Origin of the sequence: Mycobacterium sp. E183 (assembly GCF_001667735.1) — a bacterium.
In the GTDB taxonomy this organism is placed as follows: domain Bacteria; phylum Actinomycetota; class Actinomycetes; order Mycobacteriales; family Mycobacteriaceae; genus Mycobacterium.
On record NZ_LZJN01000204.1, the window covers coordinates 41550 to 61465 of the forward strand.

The following is a 19916-nucleotide window of genomic DNA, read 5'->3' on the forward strand; positions in this document are numbered from 1 at the left end:
GCCGCAGTGGCCCGCCGTGTCGGGGCCGGCCCGCACAGTTGCCGGCATGACGACCGAAACGACGATGACCCGGATCCAGCTCGGAGCGCTCGGTGAGGCGCTCGCGGTTGACCATCTGGCGAGGGCGGGATTGCGTGTTCTGCAACGCAACTGGCGTTGCCGCTACGGCGAACTAGACGTCATCGCCTGCGACGACGCCACCCGCACTGTGGTGTTCGTCGAGGTGAAGACCCGTACCGGCGACGGCTACGGCGGGCTGGCGTACGCGGTCACCGAGCGAAAGGTCCGTCGGCTGCGCCGCCTGGCCGGGCTGTGGCTGGCGGGCCAGGACACGCGCTGGGCGGCGCTGCGCATCGACGTGATCCGGGTGCGGATCGGGCGCCGGCGGACGCCCGAAATCACCCATCTGCAAGGGATCGGCTGATGGCGCTCGGCCGCGCGTTCTCGGTCGCCGTCCGCGGAGTGGATGGACAGATCGTGGAAATCGAAGCCGACATCACCTCCGGACTGCCGGGCGTTCATCTGGTGGGTCTGCCCGACGCCGCACTGCAGGAATCCCGTGACCGGGTCAGGGCCGCGGTCACCAACTGCGGCAACGACTGGCCGATGGCGCGGCTCACGCTCGCGCTCTCGCCGGCGACGCTGCCCAAAATGGGGTCGGTCTACGACATTGCCCTGGCCGCGGCCGTCCTGTCGGCGCAGCGAAAGAACCCGTGGGACCGCCTCGAGAAGACGGTGCTGCTGGGCGAGTTGTCGCTGGACGGCCGGGTGCGCCCCGTGCGCGGTGTGCTGCCGGCGGTGTTGGCCGCCAAGCGCGACGGCTGGCCTGCCGTCGTCGTCCCGGTCGACAACCTGGCCGAGGCCAGCCTTGTCGACGGCATCGACGTCTGGGGCGTGCGGACGTTGCGGCAGCTGCAGAAATGGCTCGCCGGGTCCATCGCCCTGCACCACCGCATCACCACGACGGCCACCCCGCCGGAACCCTCGGTGGATCTGGCCGATGTGGTCGGGCAGACCCAGGCGCGGTTCGCGGTGGAGGTGGCGGCCGCCGGGTCGCACCACCTCATGCTCACCGGGCCGCCGGGCGTCGGCAAAACCATGCTGGCCCAGCGGCTCCCGGGTCTGCTGCCGCCGCTCTCGGAGAGCGAGTCGCTCGAGGTCACCGCGATCCATTCGGTGGCCGGGCTGCTGTCGGGGGAGACGCCGCTGATCACCGCGCCGCCGTTCGTGGCGCCGCATCACAGCTCCAGCGTCGCGGCGCTCGTCGGCGGCGGCTCGGGCATGGCGCGCCCCGGCGCCGTCAGCCGCGCGCATCGCGGTGTGCTCTTCCTGGACGAATGCGCAGAGATCAGTGTCAGCGCGCTGGAAGCCTTGCGAACTCCCTTGGAGGATGGGGAGATTCGTCTCGCGCGGCGCGACGGTGTCGCCTGCTACCCCGCGCGGTTTCAGCTGGTGCTGGCGGCCAACCTGTGCCCCTGCGCACCCGCCGATCCGCAGGACTGCATCTGTGCGGCCGCGGCCAAGCGCCGCTACCTCGGCAAGCTGTCCGGTCCACTGCTCGACCGGGTGGACCTGCGGGTGCAGATGCACTCGGTGCGCGCGGGCGCGTTCTCCGGCGGCGAAGCCGAATCGACGGCACAGGTTCGGCTCCGGGTGGCCCAGGCCCGCGCGGCCGCGGCCCAGCGGTGGTCACCGTATGGATTTCGGACCAACGCCGAAGTGAGCGGGGCGCTGTTGCGCCGAAAGTTCCGCCCCGGCAACGCGGCGATGACTCCGCTGCAGAAGGCCCTGGACCGTGGTGCGCTCAGCATCCGGGGCCTGGACCGGACGCTGCGGGTCGCGTGGAGCCTGACCGATCTCGCCGGCGGGGTATCGCCCGGGCCCGAGGAGGTCGCCGCCGCGCTCAGCTTCCGTCAGCCGGGGGCGCAGCGATGAGCGCCGACCGCAAATCACCAGTACGCCTTGGTCAGCCAGTCGTTGTGCCCGCCGCGGACCGCTATCGCGACGGTCACCAGGATGGCGAACGCCCGGGCGAACTGCGCCATCGCGCGGCCGCGCTCGCCGCGCTGTTCCATGTCACGCAGCGCGACGAACGCGAGGACGCCGCTCAGGATCGGGATGGGCAGGCCGCACCAGCTGACCAGGCTCAGCGCGAACGCCGCGATCGCCCAAGGGTTTACCGGGCGAGCGGGCGCCGCGAGCTGGGTCGGCGAGCAGACGATCATTGTTTGCTCCGTTCGTTGCCGGCCGCGCGATGGCGAATGGGGGTCGACGACAACACATTCGCGTATGGGGCTAAACGAATCCTTGGCGGATTCTTGGAAGCCGCAGCGCCCCAATGCTGACGGCGGTCGACGATCCGGCGCTGCGCGCCTGGGCGTACCTGTCCAGGGTGGCCGAGCCGCCCTGTGCCGGGCTGGCCACCCTGGTGCGGTCCGTCGGCCCGGTAGAGGCGGCCGACCGGGTGCGCCGCGGCGTGGTCGACGACGATCTAGCGCGGCACACGGAGGCGAGGCGCGAAATCGACTGCGCCGCGGCCGACCTCGAGCTGCTCGCCCGCCGCGGGGGACGGTTGATCACGCCCGACGACGACGAGTGGCCGCTGCTGGCATTTGCCGCGTTCGGCGGCGCCTCGGGCAGAGCGCGCGGCGCGGCCCCGATGGTGTTGTGGGCGCAAGGTCCGATCCGGCTCGACGAGGTGGCGCACAGGGCTGCCGCCGTGGTGGGCACCCGGGCCGCGACGGCATATGGCGAGCAGGTCGCCGAGGACTTGGCGGTCGGGCTGGTGCAACGCGAGGTGGCCGTCGTCTCCGGCGGCGCCTACGGCATCGACGGGGCCGCGCACCGGGCGGTGCTCAATGCTGACGGCGTCACCGTGGCCGTCCTCGCCGGGGGACTCGACATCCCGTATCCGAGCGGCCACACCACGTTGCTGCATCGCGTGGGCCAACACGGGTTGCTCTTCACCGAATACCCGCCGGGCGTTCGGCCCGCGCGCCACCGATTCCTGACCCGCAACCGACTGGTGGCCGCCGTCGCGGGGGCCGCGGTGGTGGTCGAAGCGGGGCTGCGCAGCGGAGCGGCCAACACCGCCGCGTGGGCGCGGGCGCTGGGGCGGGTGGTCGCGGCGGTGCCCGGGCCCGTGACGTCGTCGGCGTCGGCCGGCTGCCACGCGCTGCTGCGCGACGGCGCCGAGCTGGTCACCCGGGCCGACCACATCGTCGAGCTCATCGGCCGCATCGGGGAGCTGGCCGCCGAGGAACCGCGCCCGGCGACCGAGCTCGACGGGCTGAGTGACGGCGAACGCCGGGTGTACGAGGCGCTGCCGGGCCGCGGCGCCGCAACCGTCGAACAGCTTGCGATTGCGTCGGGGCTGGCGCCCGAGCGGGTGTTGGGGCCGCTGGCCATGCTCGAGCTGGCCGGGTTGGTGTGTCGTCAGGAGGGCAAGTGGCGACTTCCCCGGGCCTCGAGCGGCCGAGCTGCGTCGACGCCGCGGCTCGTATAGTCGACGGGGGTCGGGCGGGGACAGGAGGACAAGTGGCGGGTCGACCTCTGCAACGCTTCGAGGTTGTCGATACCAAGGAGCTCACACCGCACATGGTCGCGGTCGTGCTGGGCAGCAAGGACTTCGACGCCTTCGTGCCCAGCAAATTCACCGACTCCTACGTCAAGCTGGCGTTCGTCGCCGACGACGTCGACGTCGCGGACTTGCCGCAGCCGTTGACCCTCGACAGCTTCGCCGGCCTGCCGCCCGAGAAGCGGCCGTCGGTTCGGACCATGACGGTCCGCCGCGTCGACAGCGCCGCCGGTCAGCTCACGTTGAACATCGTCACGCACGGCGAGCACGGGATCGCGGGCCAGTGGGCGGCCGCGGCGCAGCCCGGCCAGCGGATCTTCCTGATGGGTCCCGGCGGTGCCTACACCCCCGATCCGGCCGCCGATTGGCATCTGCTGGCCGGTGACGAATCGGCGCTGCCGGCGATCGCCGTCGCCCTGGAAGCGCTGCCACCCAGCGCCGTCGGCAAGGCGTTCATCGAGGTGGCGGGCCAGGAAGACGAGATTCCCCTGACGGCGCCGGAAGGCGTCGAGGTGCATTGGGTTTATCGCGGCGGCCGGGCCGACCTGGTCCCCGAGGACCGCGCAGGCGACCACGCCCCGCTGATCGAGGCCGTCACCACCACGCCGTGGCTGCCCGGGCGGGTGCACGTGTTCGTCCACGGCGAGGCGCAAAGCGTCATGCACAATCTGCGGCCCTACATCCGCAAGGAGCGCGGCGTTGACGCGAAGTGGGCGTCGTCCATCTCGGGCTACTGGCGGCGCGGCCGCACCGAAGAGACCTTCCGGCAATGGAAGAAGGAACTGGCCGAGGCCGAGGCCGGGGCTTCGTAGCGGGTTCGTCGGTCCGATCGCCGGCTGGCATCCTCTACTTCCATGGCGCATTTCGGCGATTACCAGAACGAGATCTACTTCCAGGGTCTGGGCGGGGTCGCGCCCGCGCTGCCGATGGCCTTCGCGGAGCTGGAGGCCCGGGCGGAACGGGCGATGTCGCCGTCGGTGTGGTCCTACGTCACGGGTGGCGCCGGCGACGAGCGCACCCAACGGGCCAATCGCGAGGCATTCGACCGCCGGGGCTTGATGCCGCGGATGTTCGTCGGCGCCGCCGAGCGTGACCTGTCGGTCGAGATGTTCGGCCTGACGCTGCCGTCGCCGGTGTTCATGGCCCCGATCGGCGTCATCGGCATCTGCGCTCAAGACGGCCATGGCGACCTGGCCACCGCGCGCGCCGCGGCGGCCACCGGTGTCCCGATGGTCGTTTCCACCCTGACCGCCGACCCACTGGAAGACGTCGCCGCCCAGTTCGGCGACACGCCCGGCTTTTTCCAGCTGTACACGCCCAAGAACCGCGAGCTCGCCGCGAGCCTGGTGCAGCGGGCCGAGGCCGCCGGCTACCGGGGCATCATCGTCACGCTGGACACCTGGGTTCCCGGCTGGCGTCCGCGCGACCTCAGCACGGCGAATTTTCCGCAATTGCGCGGGCACTGCTTGGCCAACTACACCAGCGACCCGGTCTTTCGCGCCGGCCTGGCACGCCCGCCCGAGGAAGACCCGCAGGCCACTGTGCTGCAGTGGATTACGACCTTCGGCAATCCGTTGACGTGGGCCGACCTGCCCTGGCTGCGGTCGCTGACCAAGCTGCCGCTCATCGTCAAGGGCATCTGCCATCCCGACGACGCCCGACGCGCCAGGGACGGCGGCGTCGACGGTATTTATTGCTCGACGCACGGCGGACGCCAGGCCAACGGCGGCCTGCCGGCGCTGGACTGCCTGCCCGGGGTGATCGAGGCGGCCGACGGGCTGCCGGTGCTGTTCGACTCGGGCATCCGCAGCGGCGCCGACATCGTCAAGGCGCTGGCGCTGGGCGCGACCGCGGTGGGGATCGGCAGGCCGTACGCGTACGGCCTGGCATTGGGCGGCGTCGACGGCGTCGTCCACGTGCTGCGTTCGCTGCTGGCCGAAGCGGACCTGATCATGGCGGTCGACGGCTATCCGACACTGAAAGATCTCACCCCGGACACGCTTCGGCGCGTCGACTGAACCGGGTCCCCGGCTCCTGCGAACGTTGCAGGCGTGGAGGCCATCCTCGAGGAATTCGACGAATACCTGTCGCTGCAATGCGGCCGCTCGGCGCACACCCGCCGGGCCTACCTCGGTGACCTGCGCTCGCTGCTGACGTTCCTCGAGAGCCGCGGCGCCGCGCTGGACGGGCTGAGCCTGCCGCTCCTGCGCTCCTGGCTGTCCGCCTCGGCTACGGCGGGAGCGGCGCGCACGACGCTGGCCCGTCGCACGTCGGCGGTCAAGGCGTTCACCGCGTGGGCCGCGCGGCGTGGCCTGTTGGCCGGGGACCCGGCGGCGCGGCTGCAGGTGCCCAAGGCGCACCGCACGCTGCCGGCGGTGCTGCGCCAAGATCAGGCGCTCGACGCGATGGCCGCCGCGAAATCGGGTGCCCAACAAGGTGATCCGATGGCGTTGCGGGACCGGTTGATCGTCGAGATGTTGTACGCCACCGGGATTCGGGTGAGCGAGCTGTGCGGCCTGGACATCGACGACGTGGACACCGGTTATCGGCTGGTGCGGGTGCTCGGCAAGGGCAACAAGCAGCGCACCGTGCCGTTCGGGATGCCGGCCGCCGAGGCGCTGCGCGCCTGGCTCGACGAGGGCCGCCCGGCCCTGGTGACCGCTGAGTCCGGTCCGGCGCTGTTGCTGGGCGCGCGGGGCCGCCGGCTCGACGTGCGCCAGGCCCGCACGGTGGTGCACCAGACGGTCGCCGCGGTGGACGGCGCCCCCGACCTGGGCCCGCACGGGCTGCGGCACAGCGCGGCGACGCATCTGCTGGAAGGTGGGGCCGACCTGCGGGTCGTGCAGGAGCTACTCGGCCATTCCAGCCTGGCGACGACCCAGCTCTACACCCACGTCGCCGTCTCCCGGTTGCGGGCGGTGCACGATCAGGCCCACCCGCGGGCGTGAGCCGGCGATTCCCGGGCGTCACTTCCGCCCCGGCGCCGGGAAGCCCCGAGGCACGAGGGTCCGCCCTCCGGCCGGAGACGGGTGTGGCTGGGGGCACGGCCCGCACGCTCAGCCCCGCAGCGGCTTGAGCCGGATCGGCGTCGATTTCACCAGGCCCAGCGGATCGACGTAATGGGCGCCGGACGCCGGGCCCCACATCGCGCCCCAGTGCAGGCAGGCCGCCGCCCGGCAGCCGGCATGCCCGGGCTCGAGCGAGCCGATCACGGTCCGGGCCGTCACCGGCTGGCCGACCCGCACCGCCGCCCGGACCGGCTCGTAGCTGGTGCGCAGCCCGCCGGGGTGGGCCAGCGACACCACCGGGCGCCCCGCCAGCTGACCGGCGAACACCACCGTGGCGGTGCCCGCCGCGTACACCGGCTGACCAGGGACGCCGGGCAGGTCCACCCCCCGATGCCCCGGCCGCCAGTCCGGGGACGGGGCGTCGAACCCCCGGGCCACGGCGGGCGGCGGGCGCAGCGGCCAGTCCAGGCGGGCGTCGTCCGCACCCGCCGGCGCCGCGCCGAGCACCGTCAGCCACGCCAACAGCCACCAAACCCGTCGCATCGGCTCAGTTGAGTGGGCCACCGGCGCCGTCGCCACTCAGGTGCGGCCGGTGCTGTGCAAAACCACCAGCTGAGTCCGTGTAAACTGCTGGTCGCAGCTCGTTCGCGGGCTGACTTCGCGCGTCCGCCCCGCGTCTCCCGTTCCACTAGGAGTTCGCACCGCGTGCCGGGCGGTCCCCGCCAGGGTTTCCTGGCGAGGTCCGGCATCGCAGCAGGCGCCAGGGCCCGGCTTCACCCGATGCCGGGCGACAACCGACACACGTAAGGCACACGCATGGCCGTCGTAACCATGAAGCAGCTGCTCGACAGCGGCACCCACTTCGGGCACCAGACCCGTCGCTGGAATCCCAAGATGAAGCGGTTCATCTTCACCGACCGCAACGGCATCTACATCATCGACCTGCAGCAGACGCTGACCTTCATCGATAAGGCGTACGAGTTCGTCAAGGAGACCGTCGCCCACGGCGGCACCGTCCTGTTCGTCGGCACCAAGAAGCAGGCGCAGGAATCGGTTGCGGCCGAGGCCACCCGCGTCGGCATGCCGTACGTGAACCAGCGCTGGCTGGGCGGCATGCTCACCAACTTCTCCACCGTGCACAAGCGGCTGCAGCGCCTCAAGGAGCTCGAGGCGATGGAGCAGACCGGTGGCTTCGAGGGCCGCACCAAGAAGGAAATCTTGATGCTGACCCGGGAGAAGAACAAGCTGGAGCGCAGCCTCGGCGGTATTCGCGACATGGCCAAGGTGCCGTCGGCGATCTGGGTCGTCGACACCAACAAGGAGCACATCGCGGTCGGCGAGGCCCGCAAGCTCGGCATCCCGGTCATCGCGATCCTGGACACCAACTGCGACCCCGACGAGGTCGACTACCCGATCCCGGGCAACGACGACGCCATCCGCTCGGCCGCGCTGCTGACCAAGGTGATCGCCTCCGCGGTCGCCGAGGGCCTGCAGGCCCGCGCCGGGGTCGGCCGCGGCGACGGCAAGCCCGAGGCGGAGGCCGCCGAGCCGCTGCCCGAATGGGAGCAGGAACTGCTGGCCTCCGCCGCTGCCAGCGCCCCCACCGACGCCGCTGCGGGCGCACCCGAATCGACACCAGACCCTTCATAGGAAGGCTGACATGGCCAACTTCACCGCCGCCGACGTCAAGAAGCTTCGTGAGCTCACCGGCGCCGGCATGCTCGACTGCAAGAACGCGCTGGCCGAGAGCGACGGCGACTTCGACAAGGCCGTCGAAGCGTTGCGCATCAAGGGCGCCAAGGACGTCGGCAAGCGCGCCGAACGCGCCACGGCCGAGGGCCTGGTCGCCGCCCAGGGCGGCGCGCTGATCGAGTTGAACTCGGAGACGGACTTCGTCGCCAAGAACGCAGAGTTCCAGAAGCTCGCCGACGACATCGTCGCGGCCGCGGCCCAGTCCAAGGCCACCGACGTCGACGCGCTGAAGGCCGCCAAGGCCGGCGACTCCACGGTCGAGCAGGCCATCGCCGACTTGTCGGCGAAGATCGGCGAGAAGCTCGAGCTGCGTCGCGTCGCGTACTTCGACGGGACGGTCGAGGCCTACCTGCACAAGCGGGCGGCCGACTTGCCCCCCGCCGTCGGCGTCCTGGTCGAGTACCAGGGCCCGGATTCCGAGGCCGCGCACTCGGTCGCGCTGCAGATCGCCGCCCTCAAGGCGCGCTTCCTGTCCCGCGAGGACGTTCCTGAAGACGTCGTGGCCAGCGAGCGCCGTATCGCCGAGGAGACGGCCAAGGCGGAGGGCAAGCCGGAGCAGGCGCTGCCCAAGATCGTCGAAGGCCGGCTGAACGGTTTCTTCAAGGACGCGGTGCTGCTGGAGCAGCCGTCGGTGTCCGACAGCAAGAAGACGGTCAAGGCCCTGCTCGACGAGGCCGGCGTGACGGTGACGCGGTTCGTGCGCTTCGAAGTGGGCCAGGCCTAAGTCCCGCGCGAAGGCGGGCTAGCGTCGATTCATGCGACACGTGCATGCGTTCGGCGACGACGCCCTCGGTGATCTCGACGGGGTCGGCCTCGCCCACGCGATACAGGCCGGCTGGGTCAGCAGGGCGGAGGTCGTCGAGGCGGCGATCGCCCGCACCGAGGCCGTCGATCCGGTGCTCAACGGTTTGGCGTATGCGGCCTTCCAACAGGCCCGGGACAGCGCGTCGGGCAGCCCTGCCGACGGCTTCTTCAGCGGGGTCCCGACGTTCCTCAAGGACAACGTCGACATCGCCGGCCAGCCGACGATGCACGGCACCGACGCGTGGACGCCGTGGAATGCCACCTCCGACGGCGAGTTCACCCGGCTGTTCCTGGCCACCGGGCTGGCACCCGTGGGAAAAACGCAGCTGTCGGAATTCGGTTTCAGCGCGTCCGCCGAGCACCCCCGGCTGGGGCCGGTCCGCAACCCGTGGAACACCGACTTCAGTGCCGGCGCATCGTCGTCGGGCTCTGGGGCATTCGTCGCCGCCGGCGTGGTGCCGATGGCCCACGCCAATGACGGAGGCGGATCCATCCGCATCCCCGCCGCCTGCAACGGCCTCGTCGGGCTGAAGCCGTCGCGTGGGCGGCTGCCGCTGGACCCGCACCTGCGCCGGATGCCGGTGGGCATCGTCGCCAACGGTGTGGTCACTCGATCGGTGCGCGACACCGCGGCGTTCTACCGGGAGGCCGAACGCATCTGGCGTAATCCGAAACTGGCGCCGATCGGGGATGTCACCGGTCCCGGCAGGCAGCGGCTGCGAATCGCCGTGCTGACCCGCTCGGTGCAACGGGACTGCAGCCCGCAGGTGCGCGAGCTCACGCTGAAGTCGGCCGGTCTTCTCGAGGAGCTCGGCCACCGCGTCGAATACCTCGAAGAGCCCCCGGTGCCGGCCAGTTTTGTCGACGACTTCGTGTTGTACTGGGGCTTCCTGGCGCTGGCCCAGGTCCGCACGGGGCGCCGGATGTTCGGCGCGACCTTCGACCGCAGCAGGCTGGACAGCCTGACCCTCGGTCTGGAGCGCCACACCGCCCGCAACATGCACCGACTGCCGCTGGCGATCATGCGCCTGCGCCGAATCCGTAGGCGCACCGCAAGATTCTTCGGCACCTACGACGTCGTGCTGACCCCGACGCTCGCCGACGAGACGCCCCGCATCGGATATCTGGCACCCACCGATTACCACCAGGTCATCGAACGACTGATCGACTGGGTCTCGTTCACCCCGCTGCAGAACGTCACCGGTGAGCCGGCGATCTCGCTTCCGTTGGCCCAGTCCGACGAAGGCATGCCGGTGGGCATGATGCTCTCGGCCGACATCGGCCAGGAGGCGCTACTGCTCGAGCTGGCCCACGAACTCGAAGAGGCGCGGCCGTGGGCCAGGATCCAAGCCGCTTAGTCGCCGGTCAGTCGGAACCGAGCTTGTCGAGCATTCGTTTGAACTCGCGCTGCTGACTCTCGGTCAGCTTGGCCAGGATGCGGGCGTCGGCGGTCCGCACCGCGCCTTCGGCGCGTTTGAGCAGGGCGCGGCCCGGGCCGGTGAGCGTGGCGGGCAGCGCGCGGCCGCTGGACACCGACGTCGGGCGCGCCACGGCGCCAATGTCTTCCAGCTTGCGCAGCACCGTGTTCATCGCCTGCGGTGTGACGCCGGCCTGCCGAGACAATTCGGCGCTCGACATCCCCGGAAGGATGGAAAGCATTCGTAGGCAGACGAATTCGGGCAGCGTCAGGCCCAGCGGGCCCAACACCGCGGAAACCTCCGGTCGCAGCAAACTGGCCACCCGGTAGAGCAGGTAACCAAGCGGGGCATCTTCGGCCTGAACCATGTCAATCATCTTGACATATTTCGCCCGGCGGGAGGCGGGGTTCGGCGACGCAAAGTGGTGATTGCCGCCCGGTCATCGGGGTAACCGACCAGCGGCGACACGTCACGCGCACCCGAGGAGGATTCCATGCCGAAGACGACGAAAGGCGGCAAGCCGAAGAAGGACGAATTGCCGAGCACTTTGCGGCGCTCGAACGCCAAAGCGCAACGCACGTTCGCCAAGACGCATGACGCGGCCGCCGACGAATACGGTAGCGAAGAGCGCGCCCACCGGGTGGCCTATTCCGCCCTCAAGCACAGTTTCGAAAAGGTCGGCGACCATTGGGAGCCCAAAGAAAAGAAGGGTCCGTCGGACGAGCGCGCCGAGAGGGGTGGTCCGCGAGCCTCCGGTGAGTCCGCCGAGGGGGTGGACGCGAACGCAAGCAAGAAGCATCTGCTGGAGCTGGCGCGCCGACTCGACGTCCGGGGAAGGTCCACGATGAGCAAAGCGGAGCTGGTCGACGCGATCAAGAAGCACAATCGCCGGGTCCGCGGCCGCTGAGGACCGCGGCCGCGCCGATGTGACCGAGACCGCACCCCTCGGCCCCGTTTAGGTCCCCGGCTTGCGGGCATTCCGACAGCCATGGTTGCGTCCACCACCCAAAGTCAGCTGCGTCAATGCCTGAGCGATGTGGACTTTCCGGCGAACAAGCAGGATCTGCTTGCCGCCGCCGGCCGCAATGGCTGCGACGACAACACGATTCGCGCGCTGCGGGGCATTCCGCCCGAGACCTACAACAACGCCACCCAGGTCGCCGCGTCCGTCACCATCGCCGACGATCGCGACACCCAGGACGGAGACAAGGCCGCGGCGCGTCGCACCCACACCAAGCCCGGGCTCGCCGAAGGCGCGAAGGACATCGGTGTCCAGAGCCCAATCGTCGACGAGCTGGGTGAAAACCGCGGCTCCTGACCGCTCCTAAGAGCTTGCTGCGCTAGAGAATTGGTCGGCCTCCGGTAACGGCCACCCGCGCGCCGGAGATGTAACTCGCGTCGTCGGAGGCCAACAGCACATAGATGGGGGCGAGCTCCGCGGGTTGTCCCGCGCGGCCCAGCGGCGTGTTCTCACCGAACGATTCGACGCTGTCCGGCGGCATGGTCGACGGAATCAGCGGTGTCCAAATCGGGCCGGGAGCCACGCTGTTGACCCGAATCCCCTTCTCGCCCAGCAGCTGAGCGAGGCTGGCCGAGAAGTTCGCGATGGCGGCCTTGGTTGCCGCGTAGGGTGCCAGGGTGGGGTTGGGCGTGTCGGAGTTGACCGATGAACTACCGATGATCGAGGCGCCGGCCTTCATGTGCGGCACGGCCGCCTTGGCGAGATGGAAGTACGCGCCGACGTTGAGCCGGAACGTGTAATCCCATTCCTCGTCGCTGATTTCGTCGAGGCTTTTGTGCATCATCTGGTATGCGGCATTGTTGACCAGAATGTCGATGCCGCCGAACTCTTCGACGGCTCGATCCACGACGACGCGGCAATGCGCGGCGTCGGACAGGTCGCCGGAAACCAGCACGCATTTTCGCCCGGCACCCTCCACGTGGCGGGCGACGTCGCGAGCGTCGTCGTCCTCATTGAGGTAGGAGATCAGCACGTCGGCGCCCTCCCGGGCGAAGGCGATCGCGACCGCGCGGCCGATGCCGCTGTCGCCCCCGGTGATGATCGCCTTTTTACCCGTGAGCTTTCCCGAGCCCCGGTAACTGTTTTCGCCGCAGTCGGGAACCGGGTTCATCTCGGCCTGGACGCCAGGAGGTGATTGTTGTTGAGGCGCAAAGCCCATCTGTTTCCTCTATTCGTGTTCGAGAATTGTTGCGAGCAAACGGCTCGCGGGTTTTACGGCTCGCGCGTCACCGGGCCCGCCGTGGGAACGTCGGGGTCGTCGTCGGCCGGGGCTCGGCATCACGCCACTCCTCGGCGCGACTGGGCCGGTTTCCGCGCAGCGTGCCGTCCAATTCGTGCTTGAGTTCGTCGTCCTCGCGCGGGCTGTGCTTGGAGCTTCCGCGTTCCATCGACGGCTCCTTTCGTCCTCGTCGGTTCAGTCCCGCTCCGACTACCCGCCGGGGCGGGGGCTAATCGCTCGCGTTGCGCCAGTGACCCGGCGTGAATATCGATACGGATGTTAAAAGCTGATGCGAAAGGTGCTGTCCAACAAACGAACCGCTTTTCACCAGCTAACCTGCGTTAATTCCGCCATTCGGCGGATTCACATGTTTAGGCCGGAAGGCGAATGGCTATTTGCGATTCGTGTGTGTATTGCCCTTACGGGGGGCGATTGTTCAACACGAAAGGAATGAGCAATGAAGGTCACCAAGAGGGCCATCAAGACAGCCGCCGCGGCCGGGGGTATAGCGGTGGCAAGCGTTTTCGCCGCGTCGACGGCTGCCGCCGCGCCGCCCAACATCCAAGGCTTCGGCACCAGCGAGCAACTCGTCGACGGGCCGCTGATCACCAACTACACGGTGAGCAACCTGCAGCCGAGCAACGTCGCGATTCCGGGCTACACGCCCAAGGGAACGCTCTACCAGGCCGACGTTACCGCCCGGTCGGACGGTGGGCTCGTGACCCCGATGGTCAACGACTTCATCGCCCGCGGCCCGAACGGCCAGAACTACCGGGTGATCGACAAGGTCGGGGCCCCCAACGGCCTTAACCCCGCGCCGATCGCGCAGGGTAACGAGTCGACCGGAACGCTGTACTTCGACGTGACGGGCGCGCCGCCGAACGGCGTCGTCTACAACGACGGGATGCAGGACATCTTGATGTGGACGTCGAATGTGCAGGGTGGCTCGGCGCCTGGCGCCGCCCCGAATGCCAGCCCGGCACCGGGTGCTCCGCCGGCCCCGGCCCACACCTGATCCGGCTTGCGGAAATCTCCCCGCGTCGCGTGCGACGCGGGGAGTTCCGCATTTGGGGGCGGGAGTTGAATCGTGCGCGCGCGAATCGGGTACACCGCACCCATGAGTAACCCGGATCACAGGCCAGCCGAAGTACGCGAACAGGCGAAGCTGAACGCCGAAGAGGCGCGGGCGACGATGGAGGAGCGGCGCAGCGGCCAGGACGGCGGAGTCAGCGGCTGGGTCGCCGAGCGCGCCGGTAGGTGGGATCTCAGCGGCCAGGACGAGACCACTCTGCAGCGGCAGAAATATCTGTGGAACGTGCTGGTGGACTATTGGTTTCGAATGGAAATCGACGGGTGGGACAATATTCCGGCGCCGCCTGCGCTACTGGTCGGCATCCACTCCGGCGCTCCCTTCGTCTGGGACGCCTGGACCGTGGGTCTGCAGTGGTGGCGGCGTTTCGGGCAGGATCGTCCACTGCACGGCACGGCACATGACGCGTTGATGGCGATACCGGTGATCGGCCGGTACTTCCGTTCGATGGGTGTGCTGCCGGCGGCCCCCGACGCGATCGCGACCGCCCTGGCCGAGGGGCGTGACGTCGCGCTGTGGCCCGGCGGGGAAGTGGATTCGCTGCGCCCCTGGACCGAGCGCGACCAAGCCAACCTCGCGGGCCGAAAAGGATTCGTGAAGATGGCGATTCGGGCCGGTGTGCCGATCGTGCCGATCGCCACCGTCGGCGGCGCCGACGCTATGCCGGTGCTGATCCGCGGCGACAAGCTGTCCAAGGCGTTACAGCTGGACCGCCTGCTGCGCCTCAAGGTGTTCCCGCTGGCGATCTCACTGCCGTGGGGGATCGCGCCGGCGGCGCTGCCGCAGCTGCCGCTGCCGGCCAAGATCAGGACCCGGTTCATGCCGGCCGTGGAACTCGACCACGACCCCGAGCGTGCCGAAGACGACGCCTATGTCGAGCGCAAGTACGGCGAGGTCCAGGACGCCATCCAGGAAGGGATGGACGCACTCGCGCGCAAGCGCGCGTTTCCGCTCTTCGGCTGACGCGAACCGCCTCGGGCGCAGGGGTTTTCACTGCGCCGGTGTGGCCTCCGTCAGCGTCGTCGGCTCGTCGCTGATGATCCATTCCGGGTGCGGGGGAGTCGTCGCCATGTACCCCACGCCGCGGACCGTGTCGACCATCGATTGATGCCGGGACCCAAGCTTGGCGCGCAGGCGCCGGATATGGACATCGACCGAACGGACTCGGCCGTTGCAGTCGTAGCCCCACGCCTCGTGCATCAGCCGCGTGCGGGTAAACGGCCGACCGGCATGCTGCACAAGGAAACTCAGCAATTTGAACTCGGTCAGCGTCAAACCCAGGTCCTTGCCTTCCAGCGACCCGGCGAGGCTGGTCGGGTGCAATAGCAGGGCACCGAACTTCAGGCTGCCGTTGATTGCGCTGCGCCGGTGAGCGATCGCCCGTCCCAGCCGTTCCTGTAGTTCACCGGCGTCAGTACCGGGTGGCATGACGTCGTCAACGTTCCACTCGCCGTCGACCGTCACCTCGTCTGCTCGCGACACCACTGCCACCACCGCGGTGGCGGGAGTGTCCGTCGTCAGGCGGCGGCAGGCGGTCTGGGCCGCCGCAAGGTCGCCACGAGCATCGACAATGGCGACGTCGCCGGAATGGCGAGGGCTGTGGCCGTCACCGGTGAGGGGCGCTCGCCGCATGATTCGCGCAAACGAATTCAGCGGCGGCAGAGCGCGATCGAAGTCATCCGCGTCGGTCAGCACTAGTACGTCCAAGGACATCTCCCCCAAACTTCGTGTGGGTTCCCCGGCCCGTAGGCACCTCAGGGAGATGTCTGCAAGCGCAGCGGTGATTACCCGCTCGCCGCGAAATTATGCAAAGTGTGTTGAATTAGCCGGCGACCACACCGGCCTGGCTAACCGGATCCGCCCGTCCCATCCCGAAAAAGCCGATGGGCCCGGTCCGTTTTCACAGACCGGACCCATCCTCCCAGCAAGCTACTGATTGGCCTTCTGGCGCTGCTCAGCGGCCTCGGCGCCGCCGCGGGCCGCCTCGGCCTCGGCTTCCTTCTTCGCCGCGTCGCGCTGGGCTTCAGCCTTGTCCTGCTGGGCCTGGCCCTCGCGGGTGAGGTCGTCTTGACCCGTCACCGCGCCAACGGCCTCCTTAGCCTTGCCCTTGACGTCCTCAACGACGCCCTTGACGGCTTCAGCAGGTCCCGAGTTGTTGTCCGCCATGGATCAGTTCCTCCTCGTAGGCGTACCTGAGCGTTCCGCGCTCACTGCCGATCGCCAAGGCGACCGGCCCGGTCATGCGATGAGGCTGGCCCTTGCTTCTCAAGACCGTGAAATCCCCACCGCGATGGTGCGGATTCCCCCTGCCGGGTACCGCTCAAACATTCGCGGCCCGGCGGTGGTGAAGCCGCCGGATCGGGCGGCCTCACCTGGGCCGACAGCCGCGAAAAGCCGTCGCAATCGCCAACTCTGCGCATAACGCACCCCGCCGACGCCGCGTTGTGCTGCGATGAGGCAGGATGTGAAATGCCGTTCCGGAGACGTCACCCCGGGATGGCACTCTCATGCGAGGAGCCTGATGACGGAGTCCGGGGAGCCCACGGCGACGGAGAATGGATCAGCTGCCGGGCAGCCGCGACCCCGGCCCAAATACTCCCGAGTCCTGCTCAAACTCGGCGGCGAAATGTTCGGCGGCGGCCAGGTCGGCCTCGACCCCGACGTCGTGGCGCGGGTGGCCCGCCAGATCGCCGAGGTGGTGCGCGACGGTGTCCAGGTCGCCGTCGTCATCGGCGGCGGCAACTTCTTCCGGGGCGCGCAACTGCAGCAGCGCGGCATGGAACGCACGCGCTCGGACTACATGGGCATGCTCGGCACGGTCATGAACAGCCTCGCGCTGCAGGACTTCCTGGAAAAGGAGGGCATCGTCACCCGTGTCCAAACCGCGATCACCATGGGGCAGGTCGCCGAGCCCTACCTGCCGCTGCGCGCCGTCCGCCACCTGGAGAAGGGTCGTGTGGTGATCTTCGGGGCCGGCATGGGGCTGCCGTACTTCTCCACCGACACCACGGCCGCGCAGCGCGCGCTGGAGATCCGCGCGGACGTCGTCCTGATGGCCAAGGCGGTCGACGGGGTGTTCACCGAGGACCCGCGGGTGAACCCCGAAGCCGAGCTGATCGCCGCGATCAGTCACCGCGAGGTCATCGACCGGGGGCTGCGGGTGGCCGATGCCACCGCGTTCAGCCTGTGCATGGACAATGGCATGCCGATCCTGGTGTTCAACCTGCTGACCAATGGGAATATCGCCCGCGCGGTCGCCGGTGAGAAAATCGGGACACTGGTCACCACCTGAGGGGAAGCGCGAACGATGATTCGCCCTGGCGACGATGGAGAACGCAGTGATGTGGGGGCACCTCCCGCTTGCGGGGGAAAGGAGCGGCGCAATGATTGACGAGGCTCTATTCGACGCGGAAGAGAAAATGGAGAAGGCCGTAGCGGTCGCCCGTGACGACTTGTCAACCATTCGAACCGGCCGCGCCAATCCGGGCATGTTCTCCCGGATCGCCATCGATTACTACGGCGCCACCACCCCCATCACGCAGCTGGCCAGCATCAACGTCCCGGAGGCCCGGCTGGTCGTGATCAAGCCCTACGAAGCCGGTCAGCTGGGCGCGATCGAGACCGCGATCCGCAACTCCGATCTGGGCGTCAATCCCACCAACGACGGCACCCTGATCCGGGTGGCGGTGCCCCAGCTCACCGAGGAGCGTCGCCGCGAGCTGGTCAAGCAGGCCAAGGGCAAGGGCGAGGACGCCAAGGTGTCGGTGCGCAACATCCGCCGCAAGGCGATGGAGGAGTTGCACCGCATCCGCAAGGACGGCGAGGCCGGCGAGGACGAGGTCGGTCGCGCCGAGAAGGACCTGGACAAGACGACGCACCAGTACATCACCCAGATCGAAGACCTGGTCAAGCACAAAGAAGGCGAGCTGCTGGAGGTCTAGCGGCCGCTCAGCAGCTAAGTTCACCCGGGTCCGTGGCAACCACCGGCGCAGCCAGCACGCCCGACGAGCCGGCGCGTGAGGGCAAGAAGACCGCGCAGCCGGCCAAGACGACCTCGCGCGCGGGACGCGACCTGCGCGCGGCCATCGCGGTCGGCGCCGGGATCGGTGGCGTGCTCATCGTGACGCTGGTCTTCGCCCCCCGCTTCTGGGTCGCGATCGTCGCGATCGCCATCCCCGTCGCCACCCATGAGGTGGTGCGACGGCTGCGCGAGGCCGGATACGTCATCCCGCTGATCCCGTTGCTGATCGGCGGTCAGGCCACCGTCTGGCTGACGTGGCCGTTCCACGCCGCCGGCGCCCTGGCCGGCTTCGGCGGCACGGTGGTGGTGTGCAACGTCTGGCGCCTGTTCATGCAGGACAACAGCAAGCGACCCGAGCCGTTCGCCGGGTCCCCGTCGGCCAACTACCTGCGCGACGCCTCCGCGACGGTGTTCCTGGCCGCGTGGGTGCCGCTGTTCGCCTCCTTCGGCGCCATGCTCGTCTACCCCAAGGACGGCGCCGGCCGGGTGTTCTGCCTGATGGTCACCGTCGTCGCCTCCGACGTGGGCGGCTACGCCGTCGGGGTCCTGTTCGGCAAGCACCCGATGGTGCCCGCGATCAGCCCGAAGAAATCGTGGGAGGGTTTCGCCGGTTCGCTCGTCTTCGGAATCACCGCGGCGATCCTGACCGCGACCTTCCTGGCGCGCAAGCCGCTGTGGATCGGGGCGGTGCTGGGCGTGATCCTGGTGCTGACCTGCACGCTTGGCGATCTGGTCGAGTCGCAGATCAAGCGCGACCTGGGCATCAAGGACATGGGCCGACTACTGCCCGGCCACGGCGGCCTGATGGACCGGCTGGACGGCGTGCTCCCGTCGGCGGTCGCCGCGTGGACGGTGCTGACACTCGTGCCCTGAGAAGGGCCGATACTGGACTGGACATGGTCCAACAACTGGTCTTCACCGAACCCCGCCCCAGCAAGCCGCCGCGGCACCTGGCCGACCTCGACGCGGACGGGCGCGCCTCGGCCGTGGCCGAACTCGGACTGCCGGCGTTCCGCGCCAAGCAGCTCGCGCATCAGTACTACGGCCGCCTGATCGCCGACCCGCGCGAGATGACCGACCTGCCCGCGGCCGTGCGGAACCGGATCGCCGATGCGATGTTCCCGCACCTGCTCACCTCGGCCGCCGAGGTCACCTGCGATGCCGGGCAGACCCGAAAGACGTTGTGGCGCGGCACCGACGGGACCACGTTCGAGTCGGTGCTGATGCGCTACCCGCAGCGCAACACCGTGTGCATCTCCTCACAGGCCGGCTGCGGCATGGCCTGCCCGTTCTGCGCGACGGGGCAGGGGGGGCTGACCCGCAACCTGTCCACCGCGGAGATCCTGGAGCAGGTCCGCTCCGCCGCGGTGGCCCTGCGGGACGATTTCGGCGACCGGCTCTCCAACGTCGTGTTCATGGGCATGGGGGAGCCGCTGGCCAACTACGCGCGGGTGGTGGCCGCGGTGCGTCGCATCACCGAAGCGCCGCCGCACGGCTTCGGCATCTCGGCCCGCTCGGTCACGGTATCCACCGTCGGCCTGGCCCCGGCCATCCGCAAACTCGCCGACGAGCGGCTCGGGGTGACGCTGGCGCTGTCGTTGCACGCGCCCGACGACGAATTACGCGACACGCTGGTGCCGGTCAACAACCGGTGGAAGATAGCCGAGGCGCTCGACGCCGCCCGCTATTACGCCGACGTCACCGGCCGCCGGGTGTCGGTGGAGTATGCGCTGATCCGCGACGTCAACGACCAGCCGTGGCGCGCCGACCTGCTGGGCAAACGCCTGCATCGGGTGCTCGGCCCGCTGGTGCATGTGAACCTGATCCCACTCAACCCGACCCCCGGCAGCGAGTGGGACGCCAGCCCCAAGGCGGCGGAGCGGGAGTTCGTCCGCCGGGTCCGGGCGCACGGGGTGTCGTGCACGGTGCGGGACACCCGCGGCCGCGAGATCAGCGCCGCCTGCGGACAGCTGGCCGCCGAAGGCGGGTAGCTGGAGCGCGGGCGG

24 protein-coding genes are annotated in these 19916 nt (G+C 69.3%); 17 read left to right on the top strand and 7 right to left on the bottom strand.

The window, feature by feature from the left end; genetic code table 11:
* The first annotated feature begins 46 nt into the window (after positions 1-46).
* Together A5691_RS24835 and A5691_RS24840 are read left to right on the top strand one after the other, a co-directional pair.
* Positions 47-424, top strand: a complete 378-nt coding sequence (locus A5691_RS24835) for a YraN family protein (RefSeq protein WP_067748206.1) — start codon at positions 47-49, stop codon at positions 422-424.
* Complete coding sequence (locus A5691_RS24840; protein ID WP_067748143.1) at positions 424-1935, top strand: YifB family Mg chelatase-like AAA ATPase; 1512 nt, start codon at positions 424-426, stop codon at positions 1933-1935. Before A5691_RS24835 ends, A5691_RS24840 begins: the two co-directional genes overlap by 1 nt.
* Before the next feature lie 14 nt (positions 1936-1949).
* Here the strand turns inward: A5691_RS24840 and A5691_RS24845 are convergent, their stop codons facing one another.
* Entirely contained in the window at positions 1950-2225 is a 276-nt protein-coding gene (locus A5691_RS24845) for a DUF4190 domain-containing protein (protein ID WP_067748141.1), read from the bottom strand.
* 113 nt (positions 2226-2338) lie between these two features.
* Here A5691_RS24845 and dprA point away from each other — a divergent pair, with 113 nt between their 5' ends.
* The 4 genes from dprA to A5691_RS24865 are packed head-to-tail and all read left to right on the top strand — an operon-like array spanning position 2339 to position 6525.
* Positions 2339-3505: a DNA-processing protein DprA gene (gene dprA, locus A5691_RS24850; protein WP_067748139.1), complete on the top strand. Its 1167-nt coding sequence runs from the start codon at positions 2339-2341 to the stop codon at positions 3503-3505.
* A gap of 32 nt (positions 3506-3537) precedes the next feature.
* A complete protein-coding gene (locus A5691_RS24855) occupies positions 3538-4389 on the top strand; it encodes a siderophore-interacting protein (RefSeq protein WP_067748136.1) in 852 nt (283 codons plus the stop codon).
* Between the two features lie 42 nt (positions 4390-4431).
* The gene (locus tag A5691_RS24860) at positions 4432-5595 is read left to right on the top strand and encodes a lactate 2-monooxygenase (protein WP_067748134.1); all 1164 of its coding nucleotides are present in this window, start codon (positions 4432-4434) and stop codon (positions 5593-5595) included.
* Positions 5596-5628: 33 nt separating this feature from the next.
* The gene (locus A5691_RS24865; RefSeq protein WP_067748132.1) at positions 5629-6525 is read left to right on the top strand and encodes a tyrosine recombinase XerC; all 897 of its coding nucleotides are present in this window, start codon (positions 5629-5631) and stop codon (positions 6523-6525) included.
* A gap of 108 nt (positions 6526-6633) precedes the next feature.
* On the opposite strand, the gene A5691_RS24870 is transcribed toward A5691_RS24865, so the two are convergent.
* A complete protein-coding gene (locus A5691_RS24870; protein ID WP_067748130.1) occupies positions 6634-7128 on the bottom strand; it encodes a M23 family metallopeptidase in 495 nt (164 codons plus the stop codon).
* Between the two features lie 273 nt (positions 7129-7401).
* Here A5691_RS24870 and rpsB point away from each other — a divergent pair, with 273 nt between their 5' ends.
* From rpsB to A5691_RS24885, 3 genes are read left to right on the top strand one after another with little or no spacing between them, the layout of a single operon-like run.
* Positions 7402-8235 carry a 30S ribosomal protein S2 gene (gene rpsB, locus A5691_RS24875; protein WP_067748127.1) on the top strand — a complete coding sequence of 278 codons (834 nt, stop codon included), beginning with the start codon at positions 7402-7404 and terminating at the stop codon, positions 8233-8235.
* Between the two features lie 10 nt (positions 8236-8245).
* Positions 8246-9061 (top strand): translation elongation factor Ts, encoded by an 816-nt coding sequence (gene tsf / locus A5691_RS24880; protein WP_068015996.1) that lies wholly within the window; start codon positions 8246-8248, stop codon positions 9059-9061.
* A gap of 31 nt (positions 9062-9092) precedes the next feature.
* On the top strand, positions 9093-10499 hold the full coding sequence (locus tag A5691_RS24885) for an amidase (RefSeq protein WP_068015993.1): 1407 nt from the start codon (positions 9093-9095) through the stop codon (positions 10497-10499).
* Positions 10500-10506: 7 nt separating this feature from the next.
* Here A5691_RS24885 and A5691_RS24890 read toward each other — a convergent pair whose 3' ends face one another.
* The gene (locus tag A5691_RS24890) at positions 10507-10926 is read right to left on the bottom strand and encodes a MarR family winged helix-turn-helix transcriptional regulator (RefSeq protein ID WP_068015990.1); all 420 of its coding nucleotides are present in this window, start codon (positions 10924-10926) and stop codon (positions 10507-10509) included.
* Between the two features lie 126 nt (positions 10927-11052).
* On the opposite strand from A5691_RS24890, the gene A5691_RS24895 reads away from it, so the two are divergent.
* Both A5691_RS24895 and A5691_RS24900 read left to right on the top strand, forming a co-directional pair.
* Positions 11053-11466 carry a ChaB family protein gene (locus tag A5691_RS24895; protein ID WP_068266830.1) on the top strand — a complete coding sequence of 138 codons (414 nt, stop codon included), beginning with the start codon at positions 11053-11055 and terminating at the stop codon, positions 11464-11466.
* Positions 11467-11547: 81 nt separating this feature from the next.
* Positions 11548-11877 (top strand): DUF2795 domain-containing protein, encoded by a 330-nt coding sequence (locus A5691_RS24900; protein ID WP_067748753.1) that lies wholly within the window; start codon positions 11548-11550, stop codon positions 11875-11877.
* A gap of 22 nt (positions 11878-11899) precedes the next feature.
* Here A5691_RS24900 and A5691_RS24905 read toward each other — a convergent pair whose 3' ends face one another.
* Both A5691_RS24905 and A5691_RS28450 read right to left on the bottom strand, forming a co-directional pair.
* A complete protein-coding gene (locus tag A5691_RS24905) occupies positions 11900-12739 on the bottom strand; it encodes a glucose 1-dehydrogenase (protein ID WP_067748750.1) in 840 nt (279 codons plus the stop codon).
* A gap of 67 nt (positions 12740-12806) precedes the next feature.
* Complete coding sequence (locus A5691_RS28450) at positions 12807-12968, bottom strand: hypothetical protein (RefSeq protein WP_197504915.1); 162 nt, start codon at positions 12966-12968, stop codon at positions 12807-12809.
* 288 nt (positions 12969-13256) lie between these two features.
* Between A5691_RS28450 and A5691_RS24910 the strand changes: the two genes are divergently transcribed.
* Positions 13257-13814, top strand: a complete 558-nt coding sequence (locus A5691_RS24910; RefSeq protein WP_067748747.1) for an MPT63 family protein — start codon at positions 13257-13259, stop codon at positions 13812-13814.
* Positions 13815-13916: 102 nt separating this feature from the next.
* Complete coding sequence (locus A5691_RS24915) at positions 13917-14852, top strand: lysophospholipid acyltransferase family protein (RefSeq protein WP_068016414.1); 936 nt, start codon at positions 13917-13919, stop codon at positions 14850-14852.
* Positions 14853-14879: 27 nt separating this feature from the next.
* Here A5691_RS24915 and A5691_RS24920 read toward each other — a convergent pair whose 3' ends face one another.
* Together A5691_RS24920 and A5691_RS24925 are read right to left on the bottom strand one after the other, a co-directional pair.
* Positions 14880-15602: a response regulator transcription factor gene (locus A5691_RS24920; protein WP_067784618.1), complete on the bottom strand. Its 723-nt coding sequence runs from the start codon at positions 15600-15602 to the stop codon at positions 14880-14882.
* 216 nt (positions 15603-15818) lie between these two features.
* Positions 15819-16055 carry a CsbD family protein gene (locus A5691_RS24925; RefSeq protein WP_067212426.1) on the bottom strand — a complete coding sequence of 79 codons (237 nt, stop codon included), beginning with the start codon at positions 16053-16055 and terminating at the stop codon, positions 15819-15821.
* A 355-nt stretch (positions 16056-16410) separates the two neighbouring features.
* Here A5691_RS24925 and pyrH point away from each other — a divergent pair, with 355 nt between their 5' ends.
* The 4 genes from pyrH to rlmN all read left to right on the top strand — a co-directional run bounded on the left by pyrH (position 16411) and on the right by rlmN (position 19901).
* Positions 16411-17181, top strand: a complete 771-nt coding sequence (gene pyrH / locus A5691_RS24930; protein WP_067748738.1) for a UMP kinase — start codon at positions 16411-16413, stop codon at positions 17179-17181.
* A 91-nt stretch (positions 17182-17272) separates the two neighbouring features.
* Positions 17273-17830 carry a ribosome recycling factor gene (gene frr / locus A5691_RS24935; RefSeq protein ID WP_067784615.1) on the top strand — a complete coding sequence of 186 codons (558 nt, stop codon included), beginning with the start codon at positions 17273-17275 and terminating at the stop codon, positions 17828-17830.
* Positions 17831-17862: 32 nt separating this feature from the next.
* Positions 17863-18783 (top strand): phosphatidate cytidylyltransferase, encoded by a 921-nt coding sequence (locus A5691_RS24940; RefSeq protein WP_067748732.1) that lies wholly within the window; start codon positions 17863-17865, stop codon positions 18781-18783.
* Between the two features lie 23 nt (positions 18784-18806).
* The gene (gene rlmN / locus A5691_RS24945; RefSeq protein WP_067748729.1) at positions 18807-19901 is read left to right on the top strand and encodes a 23S rRNA (adenine(2503)-C(2))-methyltransferase RlmN; all 1095 of its coding nucleotides are present in this window, start codon (positions 18807-18809) and stop codon (positions 19899-19901) included.
* Positions 19902-19916 lie beyond the last annotated feature (15 nt).

What these genes read in the sequence shown, in the direction of transcription:
- A5691_RS24835 (WP_067748206.1), top strand. Translation starts at nt 47, where the DNA reads ATGACGACCGAAACGACGATGACCCGGATCCAGCTCGGAGCGCTCGGT.
- A5691_RS24840 (WP_067748143.1), top strand. Translation starts at nt 424, where the DNA reads ATGGCGCTCGGCCGCGCGTTCTCGGTCGCCGTCCGCGGAGTGGATGGA.
- A5691_RS24845 (WP_067748141.1), bottom strand. Translation starts at nt 2,225, where the DNA reads ATGATCGTCTGCTCGCCGACCCAGCTCGCGGCGCCCGCTCGCCCGGTA.
- dprA (WP_067748139.1), top strand. Translation starts at nt 2,339, where the DNA reads ATGCTGACGGCGGTCGACGATCCGGCGCTGCGCGCCTGGGCGTACCTG.
- A5691_RS24860 (WP_067748134.1), top strand. Translation starts at nt 4,432, where the DNA reads ATGGCGCATTTCGGCGATTACCAGAACGAGATCTACTTCCAGGGTCTG.
- A5691_RS24870 (WP_067748130.1), bottom strand. Translation starts at nt 7,128, where the DNA reads ATGCGACGGGTTTGGTGGCTGTTGGCGTGGCTGACGGTGCTCGGCGCG.
- rpsB (WP_067748127.1), top strand. Translation starts at nt 7,402, where the DNA reads ATGGCCGTCGTAACCATGAAGCAGCTGCTCGACAGCGGCACCCACTTC.
- tsf (WP_068015996.1), top strand. Translation starts at nt 8,246, where the DNA reads ATGGCCAACTTCACCGCCGCCGACGTCAAGAAGCTTCGTGAGCTCACC.
- A5691_RS24885 (WP_068015993.1), top strand. Translation starts at nt 9,093, where the DNA reads ATGCGACACGTGCATGCGTTCGGCGACGACGCCCTCGGTGATCTCGAC.
- A5691_RS24890 (WP_068015990.1), bottom strand. Translation starts at nt 10,926, where the DNA reads ATGGTTCAGGCCGAAGATGCCCCGCTTGGTTACCTGCTCTACCGGGTG.
- A5691_RS24895 (WP_068266830.1), top strand. Translation starts at nt 11,053, where the DNA reads ATGCCGAAGACGACGAAAGGCGGCAAGCCGAAGAAGGACGAATTGCCG.
- A5691_RS24900 (WP_067748753.1), top strand. Translation starts at nt 11,548, where the DNA reads ATGGTTGCGTCCACCACCCAAAGTCAGCTGCGTCAATGCCTGAGCGAT.
- A5691_RS24905 (WP_067748750.1), bottom strand. Translation starts at nt 12,739, where the DNA reads ATGGGCTTTGCGCCTCAACAACAATCACCTCCTGGCGTCCAGGCCGAG.
- A5691_RS28450 (WP_197504915.1), bottom strand. Translation starts at nt 12,968, where the DNA reads ATGGAACGCGGAAGCTCCAAGCACAGCCCGCGCGAGGACGACGAACTC.
- A5691_RS24910 (WP_067748747.1), top strand. Translation starts at nt 13,257, where the DNA reads ATGAAGGTCACCAAGAGGGCCATCAAGACAGCCGCCGCGGCCGGGGGT.
- A5691_RS24915 (WP_068016414.1), top strand. Translation starts at nt 13,917, where the DNA reads ATGAGTAACCCGGATCACAGGCCAGCCGAAGTACGCGAACAGGCGAAG.
- A5691_RS24920 (WP_067784618.1), bottom strand. Translation starts at nt 15,602, where the DNA reads ATGTCCTTGGACGTACTAGTGCTGACCGACGCGGATGACTTCGATCGC.
- A5691_RS24925 (WP_067212426.1), bottom strand. Translation starts at nt 16,055, where the DNA reads ATGGCGGACAACAACTCGGGACCTGCTGAAGCCGTCAAGGGCGTCGTT.
- pyrH (WP_067748738.1), top strand. Translation starts at nt 16,411, where the DNA reads ATGACGGAGTCCGGGGAGCCCACGGCGACGGAGAATGGATCAGCTGCC.
- frr (WP_067784615.1), top strand. Translation starts at nt 17,273, where the DNA reads ATGATTGACGAGGCTCTATTCGACGCGGAAGAGAAAATGGAGAAGGCC.
- rlmN (WP_067748729.1), top strand. Translation starts at nt 18,807, where the DNA reads ATGGTCCAACAACTGGTCTTCACCGAACCCCGCCCCAGCAAGCCGCCG.